The organism is Gemmatimonadales bacterium, from assembly GCA_036279355.1.
In the GTDB taxonomy this organism is placed as follows: Bacteria; Gemmatimonadota; Gemmatimonadetes; order Gemmatimonadales; family GWC2-71-9; genus DASQPE01.
In genome coordinates this window covers 1-25,448 of sequence record DASUJH010000024.1, presented here as the reverse complement: position 1 = coordinate 25,448, position 25,448 = coordinate 1, and the positions used below count along the sequence as shown (strand labels likewise).

Annotated in this window: 22 protein-coding genes; all 22 read left to right on the top strand. The window is 69.8% G+C overall.

Annotated elements, in window-relative coordinates:
- Positions 1-3 precede the first annotated feature (3 nt).
- Entirely contained in the window at positions 4-1,119 is a 1,116-nt protein-coding gene (locus VFW66_05940) for a DegT/DnrJ/EryC1/StrS family aminotransferase (protein ID HEX5386217.1), read from the top strand.
- A complete protein-coding gene (locus VFW66_05935; GenBank protein HEX5386216.1) occupies positions 1,116-2,132 on the top strand; it encodes a Gfo/Idh/MocA family oxidoreductase in 1,017 nt (338 codons plus the stop codon). Before VFW66_05940 ends, VFW66_05935 begins: the two co-directional genes overlap by 4 nt.
- On the top strand, positions 2,129-3,409 hold the full coding sequence (locus tag VFW66_05930) for a nucleotide sugar dehydrogenase (protein ID HEX5386215.1): 1,281 nt from the start codon (positions 2,129-2,131) through the stop codon (positions 3,407-3,409). Before VFW66_05935 ends, VFW66_05930 begins: the two co-directional genes overlap by 4 nt.
- Positions 3,410-3,411: 2 nt before the next feature.
- Positions 3,412-4,719: a UDP-glucose/GDP-mannose dehydrogenase family protein gene (locus tag VFW66_05925; protein HEX5386214.1), complete on the top strand. Its 1,308-nt coding sequence runs from the start codon at positions 3,412-3,414 to the stop codon at positions 4,717-4,719.
- Positions 4,716-5,648, top strand: a complete 933-nt coding sequence (locus tag VFW66_05920) for a UDP-glucuronic acid decarboxylase family protein (GenBank protein HEX5386213.1) — start codon at positions 4,716-4,718, stop codon at positions 5,646-5,648. The genes VFW66_05925 and VFW66_05920 overlap by 4 nt, the downstream gene beginning before the upstream one ends.
- On the top strand, positions 5,645-6,646 hold the full coding sequence (locus VFW66_05915; GenBank protein ID HEX5386212.1) for an NAD-dependent epimerase/dehydratase family protein: 1,002 nt from the start codon (positions 5,645-5,647) through the stop codon (positions 6,644-6,646). Before VFW66_05920 ends, VFW66_05915 begins: the two co-directional genes overlap by 4 nt.
- 28 nt (positions 6,647-6,674) lie before the next feature.
- Complete coding sequence (locus VFW66_05910; GenBank protein HEX5386211.1) at positions 6,675-7,400, top strand: tetratricopeptide repeat protein; 726 nt, start codon at positions 6,675-6,677, stop codon at positions 7,398-7,400.
- The gene (locus VFW66_05905; protein HEX5386210.1) at positions 7,397-8,365 is read left to right on the top strand and encodes a hypothetical protein; all 969 of its coding nucleotides are present in this window, start codon (positions 7,397-7,399) and stop codon (positions 8,363-8,365) included. Before VFW66_05910 ends, VFW66_05905 begins: the two co-directional genes overlap by 4 nt.
- Positions 8,362-9,147: an outer membrane protein assembly factor BamD gene (bamD, locus tag VFW66_05900; GenBank protein ID HEX5386209.1), complete on the top strand. Its 786-nt coding sequence runs from the start codon at positions 8,362-8,364 to the stop codon at positions 9,145-9,147. The genes VFW66_05905 and bamD overlap by 4 nt, the downstream gene beginning before the upstream one ends.
- A 7-nt stretch (positions 9,148-9,154) precedes the next feature.
- Positions 9,155-9,724, top strand: coding sequence for a nicotinate-nucleotide adenylyltransferase (gene nadD, locus VFW66_05895; GenBank protein HEX5386208.1), 570 nt, complete (start codon positions 9,155-9,157; stop codon positions 9,722-9,724).
- Positions 9,724-12,876 (top strand): preprotein translocase subunit SecA, encoded by a 3,153-nt coding sequence (gene secA, locus VFW66_05890; GenBank protein HEX5386207.1) that lies wholly within the window; start codon positions 9,724-9,726, stop codon positions 12,874-12,876. The genes nadD and secA overlap by 1 nt, the downstream gene beginning before the upstream one ends.
- Positions 12,855-14,678, top strand: coding sequence for a hypothetical protein (locus VFW66_05885; protein HEX5386206.1), 1,824 nt, complete (start codon positions 12,855-12,857; stop codon positions 14,676-14,678). The genes secA and VFW66_05885 overlap by 22 nt, the downstream gene beginning before the upstream one ends.
- Positions 14,679-14,771: 93 nt before the next feature.
- Positions 14,772-15,455 carry a DNA repair protein RadC gene (gene radC, locus VFW66_05880; protein ID HEX5386205.1) on the top strand — a complete coding sequence of 228 codons (684 nt, stop codon included), beginning with the start codon at positions 14,772-14,774 and terminating at the stop codon, positions 15,453-15,455.
- Between the two features lie 73 nt (positions 15,456-15,528).
- The gene (locus VFW66_05875; protein HEX5386204.1) at positions 15,529-17,700 is read left to right on the top strand and encodes a bifunctional (p)ppGpp synthetase/guanosine-3',5'-bis(diphosphate) 3'-pyrophosphohydrolase; all 2,172 of its coding nucleotides are present in this window, start codon (positions 15,529-15,531) and stop codon (positions 17,698-17,700) included.
- A complete protein-coding gene (locus VFW66_05870) occupies positions 17,697-19,127 on the top strand; it encodes a hypothetical protein (GenBank protein HEX5386203.1) in 1,431 nt (476 codons plus the stop codon). The genes VFW66_05875 and VFW66_05870 overlap by 4 nt, the downstream gene beginning before the upstream one ends.
- A gap of 13 nt (positions 19,128-19,140) precedes the next feature.
- Positions 19,141-19,554, top strand: a complete 414-nt coding sequence (locus VFW66_05865; protein ID HEX5386202.1) for an EVE domain-containing protein — start codon at positions 19,141-19,143, stop codon at positions 19,552-19,554.
- Positions 19,555-19,635: 81 nt separating this feature from the next.
- Positions 19,636-21,669, top strand: a complete 2,034-nt coding sequence (gene uvrB, locus VFW66_05860; protein ID HEX5386201.1) for an excinuclease ABC subunit UvrB — start codon at positions 19,636-19,638, stop codon at positions 21,667-21,669.
- Positions 21,670-21,699: 30 nt separating this feature from the next.
- Positions 21,700-22,110 carry a tRNA (adenosine(37)-N6)-threonylcarbamoyltransferase complex ATPase subunit type 1 TsaE gene (tsaE, locus tag VFW66_05855; protein HEX5386200.1) on the top strand — a complete coding sequence of 137 codons (411 nt, stop codon included), beginning with the start codon at positions 21,700-21,702 and terminating at the stop codon, positions 22,108-22,110.
- Positions 22,107-22,829, top strand: coding sequence for a tRNA (adenosine(37)-N6)-threonylcarbamoyltransferase complex dimerization subunit type 1 TsaB (tsaB, locus tag VFW66_05850; protein HEX5386199.1), 723 nt, complete (start codon positions 22,107-22,109; stop codon positions 22,827-22,829). The genes tsaE and tsaB overlap by 4 nt, the downstream gene beginning before the upstream one ends.
- Positions 22,747-23,247 (top strand): ribosomal protein S18-alanine N-acetyltransferase, encoded by a 501-nt coding sequence (gene rimI, locus VFW66_05845; GenBank protein ID HEX5386198.1) that lies wholly within the window; start codon positions 22,747-22,749, stop codon positions 23,245-23,247. The genes tsaB and rimI overlap by 83 nt, the downstream gene beginning before the upstream one ends.
- A gap of 90 nt (positions 23,248-23,337) precedes the next feature.
- The gene (locus VFW66_05840) at positions 23,338-23,826 is read left to right on the top strand and encodes a single-stranded DNA-binding protein (protein HEX5386197.1); all 489 of its coding nucleotides are present in this window, start codon (positions 23,338-23,340) and stop codon (positions 23,824-23,826) included.
- Between the two features lie 221 nt (positions 23,827-24,047).
- Complete coding sequence (locus VFW66_05835) at positions 24,048-25,202, top strand: LysM peptidoglycan-binding domain-containing protein (GenBank protein HEX5386196.1); 1,155 nt, start codon at positions 24,048-24,050, stop codon at positions 25,200-25,202.
- The last annotated feature ends 246 nt before the right edge of the window (positions 25,203-25,448 follow it).

Below are 25,448 nucleotides of genomic sequence, written 5' to 3'. Positions count from 1 at the left end.
ACCTTGAACGTCCCCCTTCTCGATCTCGTGGCGCAGTACCGGACCATATCGGACGAGGTGCTGCCGGCCATGCAATCGGTGATCGAGCGGCAGCAATTCATCATGGGGCCCGAGGTGGCCCGGCTCGAAGCCGAGGTGGCGCGGTTGAGCGGGGCCGCACACGGCGTCGCATGCGCCAGCGGAACCGATGCGCTCCTGCTCCCGCTGCGCGCGCTGGGCCTCCGGCCGGGCGACGAGGTGATTGTCCCCGCATTCACCTTCTTCGCAACCGCGGGCGCGGTGCATAACGCCGGCGGCACGCCGGTGTTCGTCGACATCGATCCCGCCACGTTCAACCTGTCGCCCGACGCGGTGGCGGCGGCAGTGACACCCCGGACCCGCGCCGTCGTGGCGGTGCACCTCTACGGGCAGATGGCGGCGATGGAGCAGCTGCTCGAAATCGGCCGGCGGCACGGCATCCCGGTCCTCGAAGATGCAGCGCAGGCGATCGGCGCGCGCCGCCGGATCGACGGGGTCTGGCATGCGGCCGGCGGCCTCGGTCGGGCGGGCGGGCTGTCGTTCTTCCCCAGCAAGAATCTGGGTGCCTGGGGCGACGGCGGGATGATGCTCACGAGCGACGACGCGCTCGCCGCCCGGCTCCGCAAGCTCAGGCTCCACGGCGGCGCCAAGCAGTACCACCACGAAGAGGTCGGCATCAACAGCCGTCTCGACACCTTGCAGGCGGCCGTCCTCCTGGTGAAGCTCCGCCATCTGGCAGACTGGAGCGACGCGCGCCGCCGCCGCGCCGCGCGGTACACCGCGGCGTTCACCGGGCATGCGGCCGTGTGCCCACCGCGGGTGGATCCGGCCAACGAGCACATCTTTCACCAGTACACGGTGCGGGTCGAGCGGCGAGACGCACTGGCGGCACACCTCAAGTCACATGGTATCGGCCACGCGATCTACTATCCGACCGCGCTGCCCGCGCAGCCGTGCTTTGCGCACCTCGGCTACGGACCGGGCAGCCTCCCGGCCACCGAGGCGGCGACGGCACGCGTGATTTCATTGCCGATCTACCCGGAGCTGAGCGACGCGCAGCAGGATGCGGTGATCGAGGCCGTCCTGGGCTTCTACGCATGAGCCGGCTCAGGGTCGGCGTGATCGGCGCCGGCGCGTGGGGACAGAACCACGTGCGCACGCTGGCGGGCATGCCCGAGGCGGAGCTGGTCGCGGTCTGCGACCTCGATCCAGCAGTGCGCGAGCGGCTCTCGCGCCAGTATCCCTCCGCGCTCGTGACCGACTCGGCGCCGGCGCTGCTCGGTCAGGTGGAGGCGGTGGTGATCGCGTCCACCGCACGCACCCACGCCGCGCTCGGCTGCGCCGCGATCGAGGCGGGCGTGCCGGCGCTGATCGAAAAGCCGTTCGCGCTCACCGTGCCCGACGCCGAGGCGCTGGCGGCGGCGGCGGCGCGGCGGGGCGTGCCGCTGCTCGCGGGCCACCTGCTGGAGTACCACCCGGTCGTCGAGTACCTGCGCGGTCTCGTGGCCGGCGGCACGCTCGGGGAGGTGTACTACCTCTACTCCCAGCGGGTCAACCTGGGCCAGGTTCGGCCCGACGAGAACGCGCTCTGGAGCTTCGGTCCGCACGACGTCTCCGTGGCGCTTTTCCTGCTGGGCACCGCGCCGCGCACCGTGACCGCGCAGGGCCACTCGTACTTGCAGCCCGGCATCGAGGACGTGGTGTTCGTCACGATGACGTTTGCCACGGGCGTGGTGGCCCACGCGCAGATGTCGTGGCTCGATCCGCACAAGGAGCGCCGGCTCACGGTCGTGGGCTCGCGCCAGATGGCGGTGTTCGACGACATGCAACCGCGGGAGAAGCTCCGCATCTACGACAAGGGCGTGGACCGCCCGCCCGAGTATCGCTCGTACGGGGAGAGCCTCGCAGTGCGCGAGGGCGACATCTTCATCCCCCGCATCTCCAACGCGGAGCCGCTGGCACAGCAGCTCCGGCATTTCATCGCGGTGGTGCGGGGCGAGGCGGCGCCGCGGGCCGATGCGGCGGACGGCGTGCGGGTAGTCCGCGTGCTCGACGCGGCGAGCCGCTCGCTCGCGCGCGGCGGCGCCCCCATTTCGCTCGAGGACCGAGCATGACGGTCGCTCAAGAGCTGATCGCCAAGGCCGAGCGGCGCGAGGCGATCTTCGGAATTGTCGGGCTGGGTTACGTTGGACTGCCGCTCGCGGTTGAGCTGGCGCGCGCAGGCTATCGTGTGCTGGGCTACGACGTGAACCAGCGCGTGGTGGACGGGCTCAACGCCGGGCGATCGCACATCAAGGACGTGAGCGACACCGCGCTGGCCGAGGTGCGCGACCGCTTCAGCGCCACCACCGATGGTGCCCGGCTGGCCGAGGCCGACGCCATCTCCATCTGCGTGCCGACGCCGCTCTCCAAGTTCAAGGACCCCGACGTGAGCTACATCGTCGCCGCCACCGAGGCGGTGAAGCATACGCTTCGGCGGGGTCACGCGATCATCCTCGAGAGCACGACGTATCCGGGCACCACCCGCGAGATTCTCCTGCCGGCGCTCGAAAGCACCGGACTCCGGGTGGGCGAGGACTTCTTCCTGGCGTTCAGTCCCGAGCGGGTGGATCCTGGCAACCCGACGTACGGCACCCGGAACACGCCCAAGGTGGTGGGTGGCATCACGCCCGACTGCCGCCGGGTGGCGGTGGCGCTCTATCAGGGCGTGATCGACACGCTGGTACCGGTCTCCACCACCGAAGCGGCCGAACTGGTCAAACTGCTGGAGAACACCTTCCGCAGCGTGAACATCGGCCTCGTGAACGAGATGGCCATCGTCTGCGACAAGTTGGGCGTGGATGTCTGGGAGGTGATCGAGGCGGCGGCCACCAAGCCGTTCGGCTTCATGAAATTCCTTCCGGGGCCGGGGCTCGGCGGCCACTGCATTCCGATCGATCCGCACTACCTCGCCTGGAAGATGCGCGGGCTCAACTACAAGACCCGCTTCATCGATCTGGCCGGCGAGCTCAACACCGAGATGCCGCTCTTCTGGGTGCGCAAGGTGGCCGAGTCGCTCAACAGCCAGGGGCGCGCGCTTCGCGGCGCCAGCGTGCTCGTTCTGGGTGTCGCCTACAAGCGCGACATCGACGACCTGCGCGAGAGCCCCGCGCTCGACATCATCCGTCTGCTCGAGGCCCAGGGCGCGCGGGTGAGCTACCACGACCCGCACGTGCCCGAGTTCAGCGAGGACGGCCACCACTTCCGCTCGGTGCCGCTCACGCCCGCCGCCGTCGAAGCGGCCGACTGCGTCGTCGTGGTCACCGACCATTCCGCCATCGATTTCAACATGGTCAAACGGCACGCGCGTCTGGCGGTGGACACCCGCCACGCGCTACCCCGGGGAGACTGAACATGCATGTGACGGTGGTGGGCAGCGGCTACGTGGGCCTCGTGGCCGGCGCCTGTCTCGCGGAGGCGGGCAACGACGTCGTCTGCGTGGACGTGGACGCGCGCAAGATCGAGCGCTTGCAGCGGTGCGACATCCCGATCTACGAGCCCGGCCTCGAGCCCATGGTGCGCCGCAACCAGGAGGAGGGCCGGCTCGGCTTCAGCACCGACGTCGCCGCGGCCGTGCGCCGCGCGCGCGTCCTCTTCATCGCGGTCGGCACGCCGCCCGGCGAGGACGGCTCGGCGGATTTGCAGCACGTCCTGGCGGTGGCACACGCCATCGGCAAGCACATGAACGGTCCCAAGGTCATCGTCACCAAGAGCACCGTGCCGGTCGGGACCGCCGCAAAGGTGCGCGCCGCGATCGAGGCCGAAACCCGCGTCCCGTTCTCGGTCTGCTCCAATCCCGAGTTCCTGAAGGAAGGCGCGGCGATCGACGACTTCATGAAGCCCGACCGGGTCGTGATCGGCGTCGACTCCGACGAGGCGCGCGCGATCATGGGCGAGCTGTACGCGCCGTTCGTGCGCACCGGCAATCCCATCATCTTCATGGATATCGCATCGGCCGAGGTCACCAAGTACGCGGCCAACGCCATGCTCGCCACCCGCATCTCGTTCATGAACCAGGTGGCCGAGTTCTGCGAGCGGGTCGGCGCCGACGTGAGCATGGTGCGGAAGGGCATCGGCACCGACCGGCGGATCGGGCCTGCGTTCCTCTTTCCGGGACCTGGCTACGGCGGCTCCTGCTTTCCCAAGGACGTGAAGGCGCTCATCCATTCGGCGCAGAGCGCCGGGATGCAGTTCGACCTGCTCGAATCGGTCGAGTCGGTGAACGAGCGGCAGAAGCTGGTGCTCTACCGGAAGGCGCTGGGCGCATTCGGCGGCGAGTTGCGTGGCCGCCGGCTCGCCGTCTGGGGGCTCGCGTTCAAGGCCGAGACCGACGACATGCGCGAGAGCCCGGCGATTCCGGTCATCCAGTCGCTGCTCGCCGCGGGAGCCGCGGTCAAGGCGCACGATCCGAAGGCCATGGACGGCGCCCACGCCTGCTTCGGCGACGCCGTGGCGTTCGCGCGCGACCCCTACGACGCCGTGGACGGTGCGGACGGGCTCATCATCGTGACCGAATGGCTGGTGTACCGCACTCCCGATCTCGGCCGGATCAAGGCGTTGCTTCGCCGCCCGCTCGTCATCGATGGCCGCAACCTCTACGAGCCGGAGCGCATGGCCGCGCTCGGCTTCGAGTACCACGGGATCGGGCGGAGGACGCCGTGAAGGTGCTGATCACCGGGGCCGGCGGGTTCCTGGGCTCGCATCTCACCGACCGCTTCCTGCGCGACGGGCACGAGGTGATCGGCGTCGACAACTTCGTGACCGGGAGGCCCGACAACGTCGCGCATCTGCTCGGGAATCCGCGGTTCCGGTTCATTCAGCACGACGTCACCAACTTCATCTACGTCGAGGGGCCGCTCGACGGCGTGCTGCACTTCGCCTCGCCCGCGAGTCCCATCGACTATCTCGAGCTTCCCATCCAGACGCTCAAGGTGGGGTCGCTCGGCACGCACAAGGCGCTGGGGCTCGCCAAGGCCAAGGGTGCGCGCTTCCTGCTGGCGTCGACGTCCGAGGTCTACGGCGATCCGCAGGTGCATCCGCAGCCCGAGAGCTACTGGGGCCACGTGAATCCGGTCGGTCCGCGCGGCGTCTACGACGAGGCCAAGCGCTTCGCCGAGGCGATGACGATGGCCTACCACCGATATCATGCGGTGCCTACGCGCATCGTGCGCATCTTCAATACGTACGGCCCGCGCATGCGGGCGCGCGACGGTCGCGTGGTGTCGAATTTCATCGTCCAGGCACTGAAGGGCGAGCCGCTCACGATCTACGGCGACGGGTCCCAGACCCGCTCGTTCTGCTACGCGACCGACCTGATCGAGGGCATCTACCGGCTGTTCCACAGCGACCGGATCGAGCCGACCAATATCGGCAACCCGAACGAGTTCACGGTGCGCGAGCTGGCAGACGCGGTGCTGCGTCTCACCGGCTCCCATTCGCCCATCGAGACGCGCCCGCTGCCGGCGGACGATCCCAAGGTCCGCCGCCCCGACATCACGATCGCGCGCCAGGTGCTCGGCTGGGAGCCCTCCATCCAGCTCGACGAGGGGCTCTGCCGCTCGATCGAGTTCTTTCGGGAGCGGCTGGCGTGACCGCACGGGTGCTCGTCACCGGCGCCGCAGGGTTCATCGGCTCGCACCTCATCGCGGCGCTCGCCACACGGGGCGACGAAGTTGTGGGAATCGACAACTTCGATCCTTTCTACCCCCGCGCGATGAAGGAGCGGAACCTGCGTGAGGTGGGACACCGGCCGGGGCTCTGCCTGCACGAGATCGACATGCTCGACGTCGATGCGGTCGCGGCGCACCTCACGCCCGACACCGTGCTCGTGCACCTGGCCGCCAAGGCGGGCGTCCGGCCCTCGCTGGCCGATCCGGTGGGGTACGCGCGGACCAACGTCGCGGGCACCGCCGCGGTGCTCGAGGCCGCCCGCCGGGCCGGCACCGAGCGCATCGTATTCGGCTCGTCGTCCTCGGTGTATGGCGACAGCACGCCGGTCCCGTTCCGCGAGGATGCCACCGCTATCGACCCGGTCTCGCCGTACGCGGCGACCAAGCGGGCGGGCGAGCTGCTGGTGAGCGCGCTGGCGCCGATCCACGGGTTTCGCGTGGCCGCGCTCCGCTTCTTCACGGTGTATGGGCCGCGGCAGCGCCCCGACCTCGCGATCCACGCCTTTGCCCGGCGCATGGCGGCCGGCCAGCCGCTCACGCTTTTCGGCGACGGCACGCAGGCGCGTGATTACACGTACTGCGACGACATCGTGGACGGGGTCGTGGCCGCGGTCGACTGGACCGCGACCGCCCGGGTCGGCATGGACGTCTTCAACCTGGGTGGCAGCCGGCCGATGCCGCTCGGCACGCTCGTGGCCGAGCTGTCGGAGGCGCTGGGGATGCGTCCCGAAGTGGGGTGGGCACCCATGCAGCCGGGCGACGTCCAGCGCACGTGCGCCGATCCCTCCAAGGCGCGAGCCGCGCTAGGCTTCGAAGCGCGCACTGAGTTCGGCGACGGCATCCGGCGGTTCGCGGCGTGGTTCCGGATGGTGGATGCGGAGGAGCGACGCGGTGTGCCCGATGGTGGGCGGAAGCGATGATGGACGGAATCGATCGAGCAGGAATGCGATGATGGACGCCAACGGCAGATTCGACGGCAACCAGCGGCTGGCGCAGGCCCGCCGTCGCTTCGCGGTGGGCGATCACCATGGGGCCGTCTTGCTGCTGGACGACCTGATCGCGGCCGGCTGCGCCTACGCCGACGCCCACCAGCTGCGCGGCGTGGCGCTCGCGCTTCTGGGGCAGCCCACGCAGGCGCTCGCCGCCTTCGACGCGGCCCTGGCGCTCAATCCGCACTACGTCGAGGCGCTTTTGCACCGCGGGCTCGTGCTCGGGGACCTGGGCCGGACCGAGGAGGCGGCCGACGACTTCCGGCGTGCGGCCGCGGAAGAGACGGAGGGCGGCGACGCTCCGATGCCGCGCCCAGTGCGCGGACATCTCGCCGCCATGCACGTCGAGCTGGCCGAAGCGTACGCTGCGGCGGGGGCGCCGGATCGTGCGGTTGAGCAGTACCGGGGCGCGCTCGAGCTCGGTCCCGACTACCACGATCTGCGCCACCGCCTCGGCCGCGCGCTGCTGCATGCGGGGCGTCCGCTCGAGGCGCGTGAGGAGCTCGAGCAGGTGGTCGAGGCCTGCCCTGCCATGCTCGATGCGCGCGCGGCGCTGGGCCTCGCCCGCTATCTCTCGGGCGACGTCGCCGGCGCGGAGGCGGTGTGGCACGCCTGTCGTGAGCTCAGCGCCGACGATCCGCGCATCGATGCCTATCTCGCCATGGTGGAGCGGGTGCCGCGGTGAGTCGGATCTGCGCCCGCTGGTCGGCGATGGCCGCCGCGGCCCTCGCCGCTGCGACGCCGCTCGCGCTCGCGTGCGGCACGCCCGACAACGCCGAGCTCGCCGGCGATCACGCGTACGGCACGCGGCACTTTGCCGAAGCCCTGCGCGACTACCGCGCTGCGTCCACCCACGCGTCCGGCGGCCGTCTCTGGGCCAAGCTCGCTGCGGCGGCGCTGCACGCGCGCGATCTCCGCGCCGCGAGCGACGCCTACCGCCGGCTCGCCGCGGAGGACCCGACGCGCGCGCAGGAAGCGGCCGAGGGTCTCGACGCTGTCGCCCGCGCCGCCGGGCAACGTCGCGACGTGCCGGCGCTTCGCGATGCGGTGCTCGGCCTCCGCGCCATCGCGCCCGAGCGCTCGATTGCGCGCTACGCCCTGGTGCTCGTGCGTAGCGCGGGCGCCTCTGCTCCCGGGACGGAAGCGCTCTCGCTGCTCCCGGCCGCGCTCGCCGCCGCGCCGGACGCCGCAATTTTCGATTCGCTGCTCACCACATACGCCGCCGCGTTGCAGGAATCGGCCGGCTGCGACCAGGCGGCCCCCGCATTCCGGGCCGCGTTGCGCCGGGCCCGCGAGCCGGCGGTGCGGGCGCGCGCCGGCAGCGGCCTCGCCGGCTGCGCGCTCAGGCTCGGGCTCACGGCACTCGGTGCCGGGCAGATGGGCGTGGCCGCCGATTGGCTTTCCCAAGCGGCGCGGGTGGACTCGACGAGCTGGGTCGGACGGCGCGCGCTCGTAGCCCTGGGCGACGCGCGGGTGGGCCAAGGCGACATTCTGGGCGCGGCCATCGCGTTCCAGACCGTCCTCGACTTGCGTCTCCCCACGGATTCGCTCACGCGCCTGGCCGCGACGCGCTTGAGAGCGCTCGGCGCCCCGCAGCCGCTCCTCGCGCCGAGCGCGCCGATCGACACCGCGCGCAGGAGGATGCCGTGAGGCGCTCCGCCCTTCTCGTGGGTGCGCTCGCCGCGCTCGCCTTCGCGTGCGGACCCGGCGGCAATCGGGAGCACGGCGATCTTGCGCCCGCCCCACGCGAGGCGGTGACTCCGCAGGTGCTCGACGCGCGCTGGGAACAGGCCGTCGCCGCCTTCCGCAACGGAAAGTGGAACGACGCGACCAAGCTCTTCCAGCACGTCCAACGCGAGCTGCCACCCGGCGATCCGCGCGTCGCGAAGGCGCATTTCTTTCTCGGCAACGCACTGCTCGCGCGGAGCGAAAATCTCGATGCCGTACGCGAGTTCCGGCGCGTCTCGGACGAGAGCCCCAACGACCCGCTCGCCCCCGACGCCTTGCTCAGAGTGGGCGACGCTTACGCCGACCTCTGGAAGGGGCCCGAGCTCGACCCGACGTATGGCCAGACGGCGCTCGCCGCGTATCAGGAATTGGTGAGCCGCTACCCGGGCACGCCGGCCGCGACGCGGGCCGATGAGCGAATCAAGGACTTGCAGGAGATGTTTGCGGTGAAGGAGTACAAGGCCGCGCTCTACTATCTGCGCTACAAGGCATACGACTCGGCCATTCTCTACCTCAAGGATCTCGTCGCCACCTATCCGCGCGCGGCGGTGGCACCGGAGGCGCTCATCAGGCTCGTGGGCGCGTACCGGAAGCTCGGGTACCAGGAAGACATCAAGGAGACCTGCGGCTACATCCGGCGGTTCCACCCCGATGCGCCAGGCATCCGCGAGGCGTGTCCGGGCGACTCCACCGCCAGCTCCTGACGCGGGCATGGTCGGGCTGTTCGGCGGAAGCTTCGATCCGATTCACCACGGACATCTGCTCGTCGCGCAGGCGGTGCTCGAAGCGCTCGGGCTCGAGTCACTCCGATTCGTCCCGGCGCGCGAGCAGCCGTTCAAGCATGGGGCGCACGCCGCGACGGCCGAGCAGCGGGCGGCCATGGTTGCGCTCGCCATCGCGGGCGACCCCCGGTTCAAACTCGAGCGCATCGAGCTCGACCGGCCGGGGCCCTCGTACACCGTGGATACCCTTCGACATCTGGCGTCGCGCGAGCCGGATATCGAGCTGGCGCTGCTCGTCGGCGCGGATGCGGCGGCCGAGCTGCCAACGTGGCGGGAGGGCGCGGAAATCCCGGCGCTCGCCCGGGTCGTGGCGTTCACCCGCCCGGGGGCCCAGGTAGCGCCGGGCCGGCATATCTGGCGCACCGTCGCGGTCCCCGCGATCGACATCTCGGCCACCGTGGTACGCGCGCGGGTGCGTGGCGGGCTCCCGGTTCGCTACTGGGTTCCCGATGCCGTCGCGGACTATATCGCGGCTGAGCGGCTATACTTAGGGGCGTGATGATAAAGCAACTGGTGACCGGGGTGTTCGGCACCCGGTTCGAACGGGAAATGAAGAAGGTCCGGCCGATCGTGGCGGAGATCAAGCGCCATGAGGAGGCCCTGAAGGACCTCACCGAGGACGAGCTCAAGGGGCAGACGGCCAAATTCCGCGCCCGCATCGAGGAGCGGACCGGCGCGCTGCGCGCGGAGCTCGAGGAGGTGCGGGCTGCCAAGCACGGCTGCGCCGATCCGGAGGAGCGCGAGCGGCTCGAGGACCGCTTTCACGACCTCGAAACCCGATGGAAGCAGGCCCTGGCCGACGTCCTCGACGAGATGCTTCCGGAGGCCTTCGCCACCGTGCGCGAGGCCTGCCGCCGTCTGGTCGGCACGACCCTCACCGTGACCGGCCACGATCTCACCTGGGACATGGTACCCTACGACGTCCAGCTCGTCGGCGGGCTCATGCTCCATCGCGGCCGCATCGCCGAGATGGCGACGGGCGAAGGCAAGACGCTGGTCGCCACCCTGCCGCTTTACCTCAACGCGCTCACCGGGCGCGGCGCGCACCTCGTCACCGTCAACAACTATCTGGCCCGCCGCGACTCGCAGTGGATGGGCTACCTGTTCAACTACCTCGGCGTGGGCGTCGCCTGCCTGGACGACACCGAGCCGTCGAGCCCGGAGCGGCGCGCCGCGTATCTCGCGGATATCACCTACGGCACCAACAACGAGTTCGGCTTCGACTACCTGCGCGACAACATGGTGTTCTCACTGGACCAACGGGTGCAGCGGGAGCACGTCTACGCCATCATCGACGAAGTCGACTCGATCCTCATCGATGAGGCGCGCACGCCGCTCATCATCTCCGGTCCGGTCGGCAACGCCGAGAACGACAACTACGCCCAGTACAACCGCCAGGTGGCCGAGGTGGTGCGGCAGCAGACGGCGGTCGTGAATGCGCTCCTGGCCGACATCGAAAAGCTGCTGGAGGACCCCAAGACCCGGCAGGACGCGGCGCTCAAGCTCTACCAGGCCCAGTTGGGCATGCCGAAGAACAAGCGTCTGCTCAAGTTCCTGAACGAGACCGGCATCAAGCAACTGGTGCAGCGGATGGAGCTCGACGCGATCGGTGACCGCAAGCTGCCGATGAAGCAGCAGCGGATGCGCGATCTCGAGGAGGCGCTTTTCTTCGTCCTCGACGAGAAGGGGCACGCGGTGCATCTCACCGACCGGGGCGCCGCGGCGATGTCGCCCAACGATCCGGGGCTCTTCATCGTCCCCGATATCTCGGAAGAAATTCATCAGGTCGAGAAGGACCCCGACCTCACGCCGGCGGAGCAGCTGGCGCGACGCCGCGAGATCGAGGGGGCGTACGCCATCAAGAGCGAGAAGCTGCACCTCATTCACAAGCTCCTGCAGGCCCACTCGCTGTACGAGAAGGACGTGGACTACCTGGTGCAGGATGGCCAGGTGCTGATCGTGGATGAGTTCACCGGCCGCGTGATGCACGGCCGGCGCTGGTCGGACGGGCTGCACCAGGCGGTGGAGGCCAAGGAAGGCGTGCAGGTGAAGGGCGAGACGCAGACCTTCGCCACGATCACCATCCAGAACTACTTCCGCATGTACGACAAGCTGGCCGGCATGACCGGCACGGCCGAGACCGAGGAGACCGAGTTCTTCCAGATCTACGGGCTCGACGTGAGCGTCATCCCGACCAACCGGCCGGTGTGCCGCGCCGACCGGCAGGACCGGATCTACAAGACGCGGCGTGAGAAGTACAACGCCGTGCTCGACGAGGTGGAGCGGCTGCACGAGCTGGGGTGGCCGATCCTCATCGGGACGGTGAACGTCGATGTCTCCGAAACGCTGAGCAAGATGCTCAAGCGGCGGGGGATCAAGCACGAGGTGCTGAACGCCAAGTACCACCAGCGCGAGGCGGAAATCGTCGCGGCGGCGGGGCGCCAAGGCTCGGTCACGATCGCGACGAACATGGCCGGCCGCGGCACCGACATCAAGCTCGATCCGGCGCTCGAGCTCACACTCGAGGAGGCGGGTCTCCAGATCATTGGCACCGAGCGTCACGAGTCGCGCCGCATCGACCGCCAGCTCCGGGGCCGCAGCGGCCGCCAGGGCGACCCCGGCCAGACAATCTTCTTCCTCTCCCTCGAAGACGACCTGATGCGGCTCTTCGGGTCGGACCGCATCGCCAAGTGGATGGACAAGAGCGGGGCCGAGGAGGGCGAGGTGATCACGGGCGGCCTCGTAACCCGCGCCATCGGGCAGGCGCAGCAGCGCGTCGAGCTGCAGAACTTCCAGGCCCGCAAGCGGCTGCTCGAGTACGACGACGTGATGAATCAGCAGCGCGAGGTGATCTACTCGCTCCGGCTGTTCGCGCTCGAGCGCGGCGAGCAGATCAAGGCGGAGGCCCGGCGGATGATCTCGGAGGCGCTGGAGCGGGCCACGCGGCAGTATCTCGCCGATGCGCCGAGCCCGATGGAGTACGACCGCGGCGGCCTGCGCGAGCTGCTCACTCTGCAGTACCTCGTCACCGCGGAGCCGGTGCTTGACGCCCAGGCCACGCCCGACCTCGACAAGCTGGTGGAGGCGGTCATCGCCGAAGGGGAGCGGGCCTTCACACGCAAGATCGAGTACCTCGAGGACTTCGGACGCGCCATCGCGATTCCCGACGTCGACGCGCAGGTGCTCTCGCAGGTCATGCTCTCGGTGCTGGACGAGAAGTGGAAGGATCACCTCTACGACCTCGACCTGCTGCGGAACGCGATCCACTACCGGGGCTGGGGTCAGCGGGACCCGCTGATCGAGTACAAAAAGGAAGCGTACGACATGTTCGAGGACTTGATGGCGGACATCGAGTCCACGTTCACCGAGCGCTTCCTCAAGATCCAGGTGAGCGCGGAGCCGCCCCGCGAGCCCTCGCCGCCTCCACCGCCGGCGCCGGTCCCGGCCGGTGCCGACGATCTGTTCATGGGCCCGGCGCCGCGAGCGCGCGGGCCCGCGGGGGCGGCGGTGGCGCCCGCCGCGGCCGCGGTGAGCACGTCGCTCGGGCCGGTCAGCCGGCAGATGAGTGGGGTGCCGGAAGTGGGGCGCAACGATCCCTGCCCGTGCGGGTCGGGCAAGAAGTACAAGAAATGCCACGGGGCGGGGCACTAGGCAGGCCGGCGTTCCTCGCGCTCACGACTTTCCTTTTCGTGGCGGCGGCCGCCCATGCCCAACGCATCGTCCGGGCGCGCGCGGCCGATTCCAATCTCGCGGCCGACTCCGTACGTTCGCGCGATGCCGCACGCCGCGCCCAGCGCGATTTCGAGCGCGCGCGGCTGGCGAATCTTCCGCGCCCCCCCGACGACGACCTCCCGGCCGACTGCGACGCGCGCATCGGCCGGTTCTGCTACTGGTACCTGCCGCCGTTCGGCGATCCGCCGCCGGAGCCGGCGGCGATCCACGCGGCGCGGGCGCGGCTGCTCGACGCGCTCGGTGCCGCGGCCGCCAAGCTGCCGGGCGACGGCTGGATCGCGGGCCAGCGGGTTCGCTATCTGGTCGAGCAGGGCGAGTACGGCCGGGCGGAATCCGCCGCGCAGGGCTGCGCCGCATCGCGCTGGTGGTGTGGCCTCCTCGCGGGCTACGCCTTCCACGCTGCGGGAAACGATGCGGCGGCCGACAGTGTCGATGACGTGGCGCTCGCCGCGATGCCCGAGGATGAACGCTGCCGCTGGACCGACCTCTCGGTGCTGCTCGACGAGGGCGCCGGCCGATACCGCCGCCTCTCCTGCGCGGAACGTGGGGCGGCCAATGCGCGACTCTGGTGGCTCTCCCGCCCGCTCCTCACGCTGCCCGGCAACGATCTCCGCGCCGAGCACTTCGCCCGCCTGACCGTGTCACGCGCCCTCGAGCACGCCGATACGCCGCATGACCTCGGCTGGGGCCCCGATATGCGCGAGCTGATCGTCCGCTACGGTTGGCCAACGTCGTGGACGCGCGCGTTTCCGGCGCCCGGCCATACCGACGATCCGCCGGTCTCGGGCCAGGAGCCAAGTCCGAGCTTCTGGTTCTTCGCGGCGCCGGTGCTCGCGCCGGAGCGCGGGGGGGCGGCCGAGCCGGTGCACTGGGAACTTGAGCGGGAGCGGCCCCGGGCGCGATACGCGCCGCCTTACGCGCGGGCGTTCGGTGAAATCCGGCGGGCACAGATCGCACGGTTCCGCAGGGCGGACGGCGCGTTGACCGTGGCCGGCTACGACCTCACCGGGGATACCACGGTGGGCGCCGGCCCGGTGCGCGTCGCATTGGCCGTCGCGCGCGACGCCGGAACGCCCGCCGCGGTCGGCGCACCCTCCGAGGCGTCCGCAGGCGCTGTCGCGGTGCGCTCGCCGTGGGTGCCCGTGCTCGTGAGCCTCGAGGCGCGCGACACAGGCGATCGTCGCGCCGCGCGTGCCCGGGCGCTCGCGTCGGAGGGCGACCTCGACACAGCGGCCGGCGAATCGCCGGGCACGGCAGCAGCTTCCGCGTCCAGAGCCGGCGCCCGCAGCGCCTTCGCCCTCTCCGACCTGTTGCTCTTCCGCCCGGATTCCGCTGGAGCGTCACGGAATGGCGCCGCTGTGCTCCCTGCGCCGCTCGCATCGGCGTCGGTGCCCGAGGGCGGTCTGGTCGGCGTCTACTGGGAGGTATATGGCGCGGCATCCACCGACTCCCTTGCGATCGAAGTGCGCGCACGGCGGGCGAAATCGCACGGCGATGTTCCGGCGGCGCTCGGGACACATGGCTGCGCCGGGGAGGGTGCGTCGTCGATGCGCATCCGATGGATGGCGGAGGCACCGCCCGACGCGCGCACGCCCGGCCGGTCCGTGGTGCTCGACCTGAAGAGCCTCCCGGCCCGCTGGTACACGCTCACGGTGGCGGTGTCCGTTCCGGGTTGGGCGCCGGTGTGCACCGCGCGCGAGCTCGAGATCACCGGCCGCTGAGGCCGGGTTTCGCCCCACTCCACGTGCGGCGCGGAGCGCCGCCTTGCGTCGGAAGAATACCGCCGGCCCCCGCGGCTACCGTAGCTTGCCGGAGTGCGCACCACCCTCGCGAGTCTCCCGCCCGACGACCGCCCCCGGGAGCGCCTTTGGACGCTGGGCCCCTCGGCGCTCACCGTCGTCGAGCTGCTCGCGCTGGTGCTCGGGAGCGGCACCGGCACGGGTGACGTGCTCGCGCTCGCAACCCGCCTCCTCGGAGCCGGCGACGGCTCCCTCCGCCGCCTTGCCGCACGTCCCGCCGCCGAGCTGCTGCGCGTGCCGGGACTTGGCCGCGGCAAGGCCGCCAGGCTTCTCGCCGCGTTCGAGCTGGCGGGCCGCTTCGCGCGCGAAGGGCGCCCCGCGCTCCCGCGCATCCGCGAGCCCGACGACGTCGTCCGCCTCTTCCAATCCCGCTTGCGCGATCTGCCGGTCGAAGAGTTCCATCTTCTCGCGCTCGACACGCAGAGCCAGGTGCTGCGCGAGGTGCTCGTCACGCGGGGGCTGCTTAATAGCTCGCTGGTCCACCCGCGCGAGGTCTTCCGGCCCGCCATCGCCGAGGCCGCGGCCGGTGTGATCGTGGTGCACAACCACCCGAGCGGCGATCCGACGCCTTCCGCGGAGGATCGGGCGGTGACCCGTCAGCTCGTCGCGGCAGGGCAACTGCTCGACCTTCCACTCTACGACCACGTCATCATCGCCGGCGACCGGTTCACCAGCTTTGCGACCGCCGGCTTGCTCTGAGCGGCCGTCCCGTTGACCCCGCCCGCCGCCACCCACATTGTACGAGCATGGGCTCGCCACAACGGACTGCCGCATGACGGTCGGCCCGCCGCTCCTGGCCGACGCCACCCCCGAGTTCCGGGCGGTGCTCGAGCGCCACGCCGACCGGCTCGACCTCGAGCTGATCGACCGCGCGCTCCGCTTCAGCGCGTCCGCCCACCGCGGCCAGAAGCGAATGAGCGGCGAGGATTTCATCTCGCACAGTATCGCCGTCGCGCTCATCCTGGCCGAGCAACTGCTGGACACCACCTCCATCGCGGCCGCGCTGCTCCACGACGTGGTGGAGGATTCGGACGTCCGCTCCGAGGATATTGCCGTCGAGTTCGGGCCCGAGGTCGCGGGCATCGTCGACGGCCTCACCAAGATCTCCAGCCTCACCTTCCGCTCTTCGGCCGAGGAGCAGGTCGAGAACTACCGCAAGCTGCTGCTCTCGATCGCGCGGGACGCGCGGGTCATCATCATCAAGCTCGGCGACCGGCTCCACAACATGCGGACGCTCGAGCACCTGCCGCCCGAGCGCCGCCAGCGCATCGCGCTCGAGACCCGCGAGATCTACGCGCCGCTTGCCCACCGGTTCGGCATGGCCGGGATGAAAGCCGAGCTGGAGGACCTCGCCTTCAAGTTCCTCGAGGCGGACGAGTATCGCGACCTGGTGCACCAGGTGGCCGCCAAGCGCGCCGTGCGCGAGCAGATGATCCAGAAGCTCAAGGGGCCGCTCGAGCACGAGCTGCACCGCGCGGGCATCGACGGCGCCGACGTGACCGGCCGGCCCAAGCACCTCTGGTCGATTTACCAGAAGATGCGGAAGCGGGGCAAGAACTTCGACGAGATCTACGACCTCATGGCGGTGCGGGTCATCGTCCGCTCGGTGCCCGAGTGCTACCACGTGCTCGGCATCATCCACCACAATTGGACGCCCATCCAGGAGCGGATCAAGGACTACATCGCCAGCCCCAAGTCGAACGCATACCAGTCGCTCCATACGACCATTTTCGGCCCGGGCGGGCAGCTCTTCGAGGTGCAGATCCGCACCCAGGAGATGCACCGCACCGCTGAGTTCGGCATCGCGGCGCACTGGCTCTACAAGAAGGACGGCACCCGCGACGAGCTGGACCAGCACCTGGGCTGGTTCCGGCAGTTGATCGAGCTGCAGCAGGACACCCACAGCCCCGAGGAGTTCCTCGAGTTCCTCAAGATCGACCTCTACCAGGACGAGATCTTCGTCTTCACGCCGAAGGGGGACGTGAAGCGGCTCCCCAAAGGCTCGACGCCCATCGACTTCGCGTTCCATGTCCACACCGACGTGGGGCTCAAGTGCCAGGGCGCGCGGATCAACGGCAGGATCGCGCCGCTCCACCGCGAGCTCAAGAACGGCGAGACGGTCGAGGTCCTCACCAGCCCGAGCGCCAAGCCGAGCCGCGACTGGTTGAATCACGTGCGTACCGCGCGGGCGCGCCACAAGATCAAGCAATGGGTGCGGCACGAGGAAGAAACGGTGAGCCTTGCGCTCGGGCGCGACATCCTGGCGCGCGAGCTCCGCCGCCGCCGGCTCGACCTCCCCGACGATGCGCGGCTGGAGCGCGCCGCGGCCACGCTCTCCCTCGCCGACGGGCGCGGGCTCGAAGTCGCCGTGGGCCGCGGCGACGTCGCGATCGGACAAGTGATCCGCGCGCTCTACCCCGACCGGCCGCAGGATGAGTTGCAGGAGCCCAAGCCGAACGTCTTCGGCCGCGTGATCGACCGCATCCGGCTCGGGCGCGGCATCAAGATCCAGGGCGTCGACGGTCTCATGGTGCGCTACGCGCAGTGCTGCCAGCCGGTACCCGGTGATTCGGTGGTGGGCTATGTGACCCAGGGCCGCGGCATCTCGATCCATCGCGCCGATTGCCCCAACCTGCTCACGCTCTCGGCCGACGAGCGCCGGGTGGACATCGACTGGCAGGAGACCGAGGGCGAGGCGTTCCGCGTGCGACTCGCCGTCACGGCCGACGACCGCCGCGGCCTCTACGCCGACCTGATGGAAGCGGTGAGCGGCACCGGCACCAACATCAAGGGCGCCGACCTGCACACCAAGGACGGCTCGGTGTTCGGGACCATCTTCGTCGAAGTGGACAACCTGCCGCACCTCGCCAAGGTGCTGAAGGCGGTACGACGGGTGAAGGGCGTCACCGGAATCGAGCGCCGCGAGGCGCCGGCCAACGCTTGAGGGTGGAATCCGCGCGGCGCGGCCTGCCGCCCCTCGCGCGGCTCTACTTCAAGCTCCGACGCCGCAGCACCCTCGAGCACTTCGACGTGCTGATGGAGCACGAGCGCTGCACACGCGAGGAGCTGCAGGCCATTTCCGACGCCCGGCTCCGGCATATCGTCCAGTACGCCTATCGCAACGTTCCGCACTACACCGCGCTCTTCGACCGCCTGGGACTCTCGCCCGACCGGATCGCGACGAGCGCGGACCTGCAACTGATCCCACCACTCACGAAGGAGCTGGTCCGCGAGCACTTCGATGCGCTCCGGGCGCGCGCCCCGGTCGAAGGCGTACGGCAGGCCGCCACCTCGGGCAGCACCGGGGAGCCGCTCAAGTTCCTCATCATGCCCGACGTCAAGGCATGGCACAACGCGGCCAAGCTGCGCTTCTGGCGCTACGCGGGGCTCGAGCTCGGGATGCGACACGCGCTGGTCTGGGGCTCCACCTTCGACGTGCAGCGCTTGCAGCGGCTCTCGGCGCGGCTCGAGCGCTGGATCGGACGGCAGCTGCTCCTCAACGCGTTCACGCTCGACCCGGCGACGCTGGAGAGCCACGCCGCACGGTTGGCGCGGTTCAAGCCGCAGGTGATCCATGGGTACGCGCAGGCGATGCACGCCATCGCGGTCCACATGCTGGCCCGGGGGACCACGGTGCCGTCCGTGCGCGCGGTCATCACGACGGCGGAGACGCTGCACCCACACCACCGCGCGGCGATCGAGCGGGCGTTCCAGTGCCGGGTCTTCAATCGATACGCGAGCCGGGAGACCGCCCTCGAGGTGCACGAATGTGAACAGCACCAGGGGCTGCACATCTCGAGCGATACCGCGATCGTCGAGGTGGTGGACGAGAACGGCCGCTGGGTCGGGGAAGGCGAGAGCGGACACCTGCTCGTCACCGACTTCAACAATCTGGCGATGCCCTTCATCCGATATCGCATCAACGACATCGGCACGGCGACGTATCTCCCCTGCGCGTGCGGGCGGCCGTTCCCCTTGCTCAAGAGCGTCGAGGGCCGGGTGAACGACCGCATCGTCCTTCGCGATGGGCGGGTCGTCCATCCCTGCTTCATGCTCTACCTCATGTACCGCGCGCCGGCCCAGGGGTGGAACGAGGACATCGAGGAGCCGGTCGAAGGCGTGCGCCAATTCGAGATCGTGCAGCGGGCGCACGACCGGTTCGACGTGAATCTCGTGCTGGAGCCCGGCTACGACGAGCGGCGCCTGGACTATGTGGTGAGCAATTTCAAGCAGCACCTCGGGCCCGAAATTGACGTGCGGCTCGCGTTCGTGAGCAGCATTCCGGCGGGTCGGTCGGGCAAGCGGCGATGCGTGCGGAGCGAGCTCGGCACGCATGCGGAGGCGGCTGTGCCGTCCGCTTCGCCGGGCTGAGCGCCGGACAGCGATGGCATTCTGGATCCTCAAGACCGACGCCGAGACGTACGCGTTCGATCAGCTCGAGCGGGAGCGGCGTTCGGTCTGGGACGGCATCACCAATCCGCTCGCCTTGATCCACCTTCGCGCCATGGCGGCGGGCGACCGGGCGCTCATCTATCACTCGGGGGCGGACAAGGCGCTGGTCGGGCTCGCGCGCGTGGTCGCCCCGGCATATCCGGATCCCCAGCGGCACGATCCGAAGCTCGTGGTGGTGGAGATCGAGGCGGGCCGCCGGCTCCCGACGCCTGTGCCGCTCGCCGCGATCAAGGCCGATCCCGCGTTCGCCGATCTCGACCTCGTGCGCAACTCCCGTCTGTCGGTGATCCCGGTCTCGCCCGCGCACTGGAAGCGGCTGCTCGCGATGGCCGGGCTCAAGTCGTAGAGTCCGTCGGCGCTCCTGCGCTGCTTCCATCCGCCAGTTCTGCGCCCTGAATAAATCCCGAACCCACGCTATATTTCGCGCATGGCCGCCCGCTTCGAGGTCATCGCCCCATTCGCCCCCGCCGGCGATCAGCCCAAGGCCATCGAGGAGCTGACCGCCGGCCTCCGTCGCGGCGACCGGTACCAGACGCTGCTGGGCGTCACCGGGTCCGGCAAGACGATGACGCTGGCCCACACGATCGCCAACTACGGCAAGCCCACGCTGGTCCTCTCCCACAACAAGACGCTCGCCGCCCAGCTCTACGGCGAGCTGCGTCAGTTCCTCCCACGGAATGCCGTCGAGTATTTCGTCTCCTACTACGACTACTACCAGCCCGAGGCGTACGTCCCGGCGACCGACGTCTACATCGAGAAGGACGCCTCGATCAATCAGGACATCGAGAGCCTCAGGCTCCGCGCCACCTCGAGCCTCATGGAGCGTGAGGACGTCGTCATCGTCGCCACGGTGAGCGCCATCTACGGTCTCGGCGATCCGGCCGAGTACCGCAAGCTCATGGTCAACGTCCACCGCGGGGAGACCCGCGGCCGCGACGCCATTCTGGGCGAATTGGTGCGGATCCAGTATGGCCGAAACGACGTCGCCTTCGAGCCGGGCACCTTCCGCGTCCGCGGCGACTCGATCGAGATCTATCCGGCATACGCCGAGCAGGCTGTCCGCGTGGAGCTGTGGGGCGACGAGGTCGAGCGAATCAGCAAGATCAATCCGCTCACGGGCGACACCATCGCCCAGCTCGACCAGCTCGCCATCTATCCGGCCAAGCATTTCGTCACCCAGCGCCACACCATCGAGCGCGCCGTGAAGACCATCCGCGCCGAGCTGGCCGAGCGGCTCGCGGAGTTGAGGGCGGCGGGCAAGCTGCTCGAGGCCCAGCGGCTCGAGTCGCGCACGACGTTCGACATCGAGATGATGCTCGAGGTAGGCACGTGCGCGGGCATCGAGAACTACTCGCGGCCCATCTCGGGCCGGCGCGCCGGCGAGCGCCCCGCCTGCCTGCTCGACTATTTCCCGTCCGACTTCCTGGTGGTGGTGGACGAGTCGCACGTTTCGCTGCCGCAGATCGGCGGGATGTACAACGGCGACCGGGCCCGCAAACTCACGCTGGTCGAATACGGATTCCGGCTGCCGTCGGCGCTCGACAACCGCCCGCTCCAGTTCGACGAGTTCATGGGCCTCGTGCCGCAAATGATCAACCTCTCCGCCACGCCAGGCGATCTGGAGCTCAAGCTCTCCGAGGGCGCCGTGGTCGAGCAGATCATCCGCCCCACCGGACTCATCGATCCCGAGGTGGACATCCGTCCGGTGCGCGGGCAGGTGGACGATCTGCTGCATGAGATCCGCGCTCGGGCCGCGCGGCGCGAGCGGGTGCTGGTCACGACGCTCACCAAGCGCATGGCCGAAGACCTCACCGACTACCTCCAGCAGGCCGGCGTGCGGGTGCGCTATCTCCATAGCGACATCGACGCGATCGAGCGGATGGAGATCATCCGCGGGCTCCGGCTCGGCGACTTCGACGTGCTGGTCGGGATCAACCTGCTCCGGGAGGGACTCGATCTGCCCGAGGTGTCGCTCGTGGCCATTCTCGATGCCGATCAGGAGGGATTCCTCCGCAGCGACCGCTCCCTGGTGCAGACGATCGGCCGGGCGGCCCGCAACGTGAACGGCCGCGCAATTCTGTACGCCGACCGCGTGACCGGCTCCATGGAGCGCGCGCTCGCCGAGATGGACCGGCGTCGCGCCATCCAGCAGGAATACAACGCGGAGCACGGCATCACGCCGGTGTCGGTGGTGAAATCGCTCGAGGAGGTCCGGCTCTCGACCCACGTGGCCGACGCGCGAACCGAGCGGCCGGCGGCGAAGCTCGCCGTGCAGAAAAAGGTGGACGTGCACGACCCGGCCAAGCGAGCGGCGCTCATCGCCGCGCTCGAGCGGCAGATGCGCGAGGCCGCGGCCAACCTGGAATTCGAGCTGGCCGCCATGCTGCGCGACCAGCTCACCGAGCTGCGCGCCATGGAGGCTCCCGACGTGCGGCGGGAGCCACTGCGCCGTCGCGCATAGGTCGACCGCACGGGTACCCGGTGCCCTCTCGTGATTCGTAGCCTCACGCGCAGCGAGCTTCTCACCGAGGGCGAAAATTTCGGCCGGTCGCTCCCGCCCCGAACGATCGTCGCGCTCGAGGGCGAGCTCGGCGCGGGCAAGACCACCTTCATTCAGGCCATTGCCCGCGGGCTCGGCGTTGGGGCCCGCGCTACCAGTCCGACGTACGCACTGGTGCACCACTACGAGGGGCGGCGGGGGCCGGTGTATCACCTGGATTGCTATCGGCTCCGCACGCCGGACGAAGCGGCGGATCTGGACTGGGAGGGACTGCTTCGCGAGGGCGACGCGGTGTTGATCGAGTGGCCCGAGCGAGTGGGCGCGTGGCTTCCGCGGCCAACCTGCCGATTCCGGCTGCACCACCTGCCCGACCCGGATCGACGCGGGCTCGAAGCGCTGTGACCTGGCTCGCGCTCGACACCGCCACCGATCGGCTCTCGGTCGCTGTGGGCGACTCACTCCCCGACGCGGCGGAGGCCACCGTGCGCGGCGCCCGCCGCCACGCGGCCGAGCTGCTCCCGGCGGCGGTGGGCCTCCTCGCCGCGCGCGGGCTCAAGCTCTCCGCGCTCACGGGCCTTGCGGTGAGCGACGGTCCGGGCAGCTTCACCGGACTGCGCATCGGTGCGAGCGTGGCAAAGGCGTTGGCGAAAGCGCTGGCGATCCCGCTCTTCACGGCACCGTCGCTCATGGTCCGCGCGGCGGGCGCGGCGCACGGGCACGCGGGGGATTCTCTCGTGCTCGCGTTCGCCAACGCGCTTAGGGGCGAGGTTTACGCGGCGGCGTACCGCTTCACCCCGGCGGACGTCGTCACGGTGCTCGCGCCGTCCGTCTGGCAGCCCCGCGCGCTGGCCGAGGCCGCACCGCGCCCCGACCTGCTCGTGGGCGACGCGCCGCCCGATATAGTCGAGCGCCTTGCCGCCTGGTCCGGGCGCATCGGCCGCCCGGATGGCGGGCCCCATGCGGCGATGCTGCTCGATCTCGTCACGCGCCCTGGCGGCGCGCGGCGCGTGGCCGACGTGGAACTCTGGGAGCCCGAATATGGCAGACCCGCGGAAGCGCAGGCACGATGGGAGCGCGCTCACGGACGCGCCCTGGCGGATCAGGGCGGCGGCACCGGCTGACGCGCCCGCCATCGCGGCGATCGAGCGTCGCTCGTTCAACGACCCGTGGAGCGAGGCGAGCTTTCGCGAGGCCATGCGCGCGTCGTGGAGCTTCGGATTGGTGCTGGAATCGGACGAGTCGATCGTCGGCTATCTCATCGCGCGCGAGGTCGCGGGGAGCGGCGAAGTGCTCAACCTCGCGGTCGACCCGCCGTTCCGCCGGCGCGGCGTCGCGCGCGCGCTGCTCGATGCGGGGCTCGACACACTGCGCCGTCGAGGCGCGGGCGAGGTGTTCCTCGAGGTGCGCGCGTCCAATGCGGCCGGCCAGTCGCTTTACGGTGGCTGCGGATTCGCGGAGGTGGCGCGGCGGACCGATTACTACCGCAGCCCGCTGGAGGATGCGCTCGTTCTGAGGCTCGCGCTCGGGCCTCCTCGTTGATTCGGTACGGACGGCATAAATTTGCTTTGTCGAATCACTTGCAAGGTCTATATTCTACTCGGGTCCACCATCCGTGAGACTCCGTGAACCGTGGAGGTGTGTGTGAGTCGGAGCTTGAACAGAGCAGTCTTGATCGGGAACCTCGGGGCTGATCCCGAAGTGCGGAGCACGTCCAACGGTTCCCGCGTGGCGACCCTTTCCATCGCCACCAGCCGCCAGTGGAAGAACCAGGCGGGTGAAAAGCAGGAAAAGACCGAATGGCACCGGGTGGTGCTGTGGAACACGAAATTCAGCAACCTCGCCGACGTCGCCGAGCGGTACTGCAAGAAAGGCGACAAGGTGTACGTCGAGGGCAGCATCGAGTACCGCTCGTGGCAGGATCGCGAAGGCCAGACCCGGTACACCACCGAGATCAATGGCAAAGAGTTGATTCTGCTCTCGGGCAAGGGCGAGGGCAGCGACGCCTATGCGCCTGCGGCCAAAGTGGCTGCCGCGAGCGGCGGGGCCAAGGGCAAGGGCGAGTCGCTCGAGGAATTTCCCGAGGCGCTCGACAGCGAGGACGACGACCTGCCGTTCTGAGCGGCCCGCAATAGCGCGAAAGCTCCCGCCGAACGCTAGGGCGGGGCCCCGAACCGGGCGTCCCGCCCTTTGCGCAAGCGCAAGCTGAGAATGAGCTTGCACCTCCGAACGGGGGTCGGCGGCGGCTGGCGTTGATCTTGCTCGCTGCCCCGGCAATCGTGCTCGTCGTCCGCCGGTTTCTGACCGTCACACCAGCGCCTCCCACGTCGGTGGAGATCTCGATGCCGCGAACGCCTCGGACGTACGTGATCGCCCGGTCGGCCAGCCCGCGCCGCCTGGGGCTCGTGGCCGTGCTCGCCTTTGGCGCGCCGGCCGTGCTCAGCGCGCAGCAGGAGTTGCCGGCTTCGCACACCGTGCGCACCGGCGACACCCTCTGGGATCTTGCCCATCAGTACCTCGGCGATCCCTTCCTCTGGCCCGACATCTACCGGCTCAACACCGCGGTGGTGGAGGACCCGCACTGGATCTATCCGGGCGAGGTTCTGCGGATCGCGCCGTCGGACGCGGCGGCGGCCGTGCCCGCCACCGATACGCCGCCGCCCGATTCCTCGGCTGCCGCACCGCGCGTCGTGGCGATATCGGTGCCCGACAACGCGCCCGCCGATCCGGCTGATTCGCGTCTCTTTCCGCCCTCGCGCGGCAGCATCGACATCAGACTCGTCGCGGGTCAGGTCACCCAGCCGCCGGCGCTGCGCCGCGGCGACTTCTACGCGTCGGGCTGGCTCACCGAGGGACAGAACCTGCCGTTCGGCCGCGTGATCGGATCGGTCGCACCGCTCCAGATCGCATCCGAGATGGGGCACGGCGAGACGACGCTGTACACGCGCATCGCCATCGAGCCGGCCGCCGGCGCCGCCTATCAGGTCGGCGACACCTTGCTCGTGGCCGACGTGAGCAAGCGCATCGAGGGCTATGGCAACGTGGTCGCGCCGCGGGCGCTCGGCCGCGTCGTCGAAATCTCCGGCAAGTATCCAATCCTCGCGCTCACGTCCGTGTTCGGCGAAGTGCTGCACGGGCTCGCCGTGCTTCCGGCCGAGGCGTTTACCAGCCCGGGCATGGTGCAGCCGGTGCCGGTGACTGAGGGCGTCGAGGCGGCCGTCGTTGGATGGCCCGGCCGTCAGGAGCTCAAGGGCACCGGCAACGTCCTCTTCCTCAATCGGGGCCGGCGCGATGGCGTCGCGCCCGGAGACGTCTTCGAGATTCGCCGAGTGCCGCACGTCGATCGCGATGGCTCGGTGCGCGTCGCGGAAGTGCTGGCGACTCTCCAGGTCGTGCACGTGCGCGACCGGACGGCGACGACGCGCATCGTTCACGTGACTGCGCCCGCGATCGATGTGGGCATGCAGGCTTGGCAGGTAGCCAAGCTGCCGAGCTGAGCCGAAGGCTTCGATTGGCGATCGGCGCGGCGCCGGACCATCGGGTCCGGCGCCGCGCCGTCTTCCGCGGTCCCGCCTTCCCTTGCGCGGTTCCCTCCCGGGGGACGCTGTCTATATTGCGGGGTCGTTCGCCCCCTAGAAAGCCTCGAGTCGCGCGGCCCCGCGCGCGGCGTGCCGGAGGAAATGCGCAAGCATGAGCGGAAGGGTTCTCGTCACCGGCGGTGCCGGGTTCATCGGATCGCACAT

Bases quoted from the DNA above. Each gene is read 5' to 3' on its own strand.
- VFW66_05925 (HEX5386214.1), top strand. From the start codon at position 3,412: ATGCATGTGACGGTGGTGGGCAGCGGCTACGTGGGCCTCGTGGCCGGC.
- VFW66_05875 (HEX5386204.1), top strand. From the start codon at position 15,529: ATGACGGTCGGCCCGCCGCTCCTGGCCGACGCCACCCCCGAGTTCCGG.
- secA (HEX5386207.1), top strand. From the start codon at position 9,724: ATGATAAAGCAACTGGTGACCGGGGTGTTCGGCACCCGGTTCGAACGG.
- nadD (HEX5386208.1), top strand. From the start codon at position 9,155: ATGGTCGGGCTGTTCGGCGGAAGCTTCGATCCGATTCACCACGGACAT.
- VFW66_05930 (HEX5386215.1), top strand. From the start codon at position 2,129: ATGACGGTCGCTCAAGAGCTGATCGCCAAGGCCGAGCGGCGCGAGGCG.
- VFW66_05865 (HEX5386202.1), top strand. From the start codon at position 19,141: ATGGCATTCTGGATCCTCAAGACCGACGCCGAGACGTACGCGTTCGAT.
- VFW66_05935 (HEX5386216.1), top strand. From the start codon at position 1,116: ATGAGCCGGCTCAGGGTCGGCGTGATCGGCGCCGGCGCGTGGGGACAG.
- VFW66_05835 (HEX5386196.1), top strand. From the start codon at position 24,048: ATGCCGCGAACGCCTCGGACGTACGTGATCGCCCGGTCGGCCAGCCCG.
- rimI (HEX5386198.1), top strand. From the start codon at position 22,747: ATGGCAGACCCGCGGAAGCGCAGGCACGATGGGAGCGCGCTCACGGAC.
- VFW66_05885 (HEX5386206.1), top strand. From the start codon at position 12,855: ATGCCACGGGGCGGGGCACTAGGCAGGCCGGCGTTCCTCGCGCTCACG.
- VFW66_05910 (HEX5386211.1), top strand. From the start codon at position 6,675: ATGATGGACGCCAACGGCAGATTCGACGGCAACCAGCGGCTGGCGCAG.
- uvrB (HEX5386201.1), top strand. From the start codon at position 19,636: ATGGCCGCCCGCTTCGAGGTCATCGCCCCATTCGCCCCCGCCGGCGAT.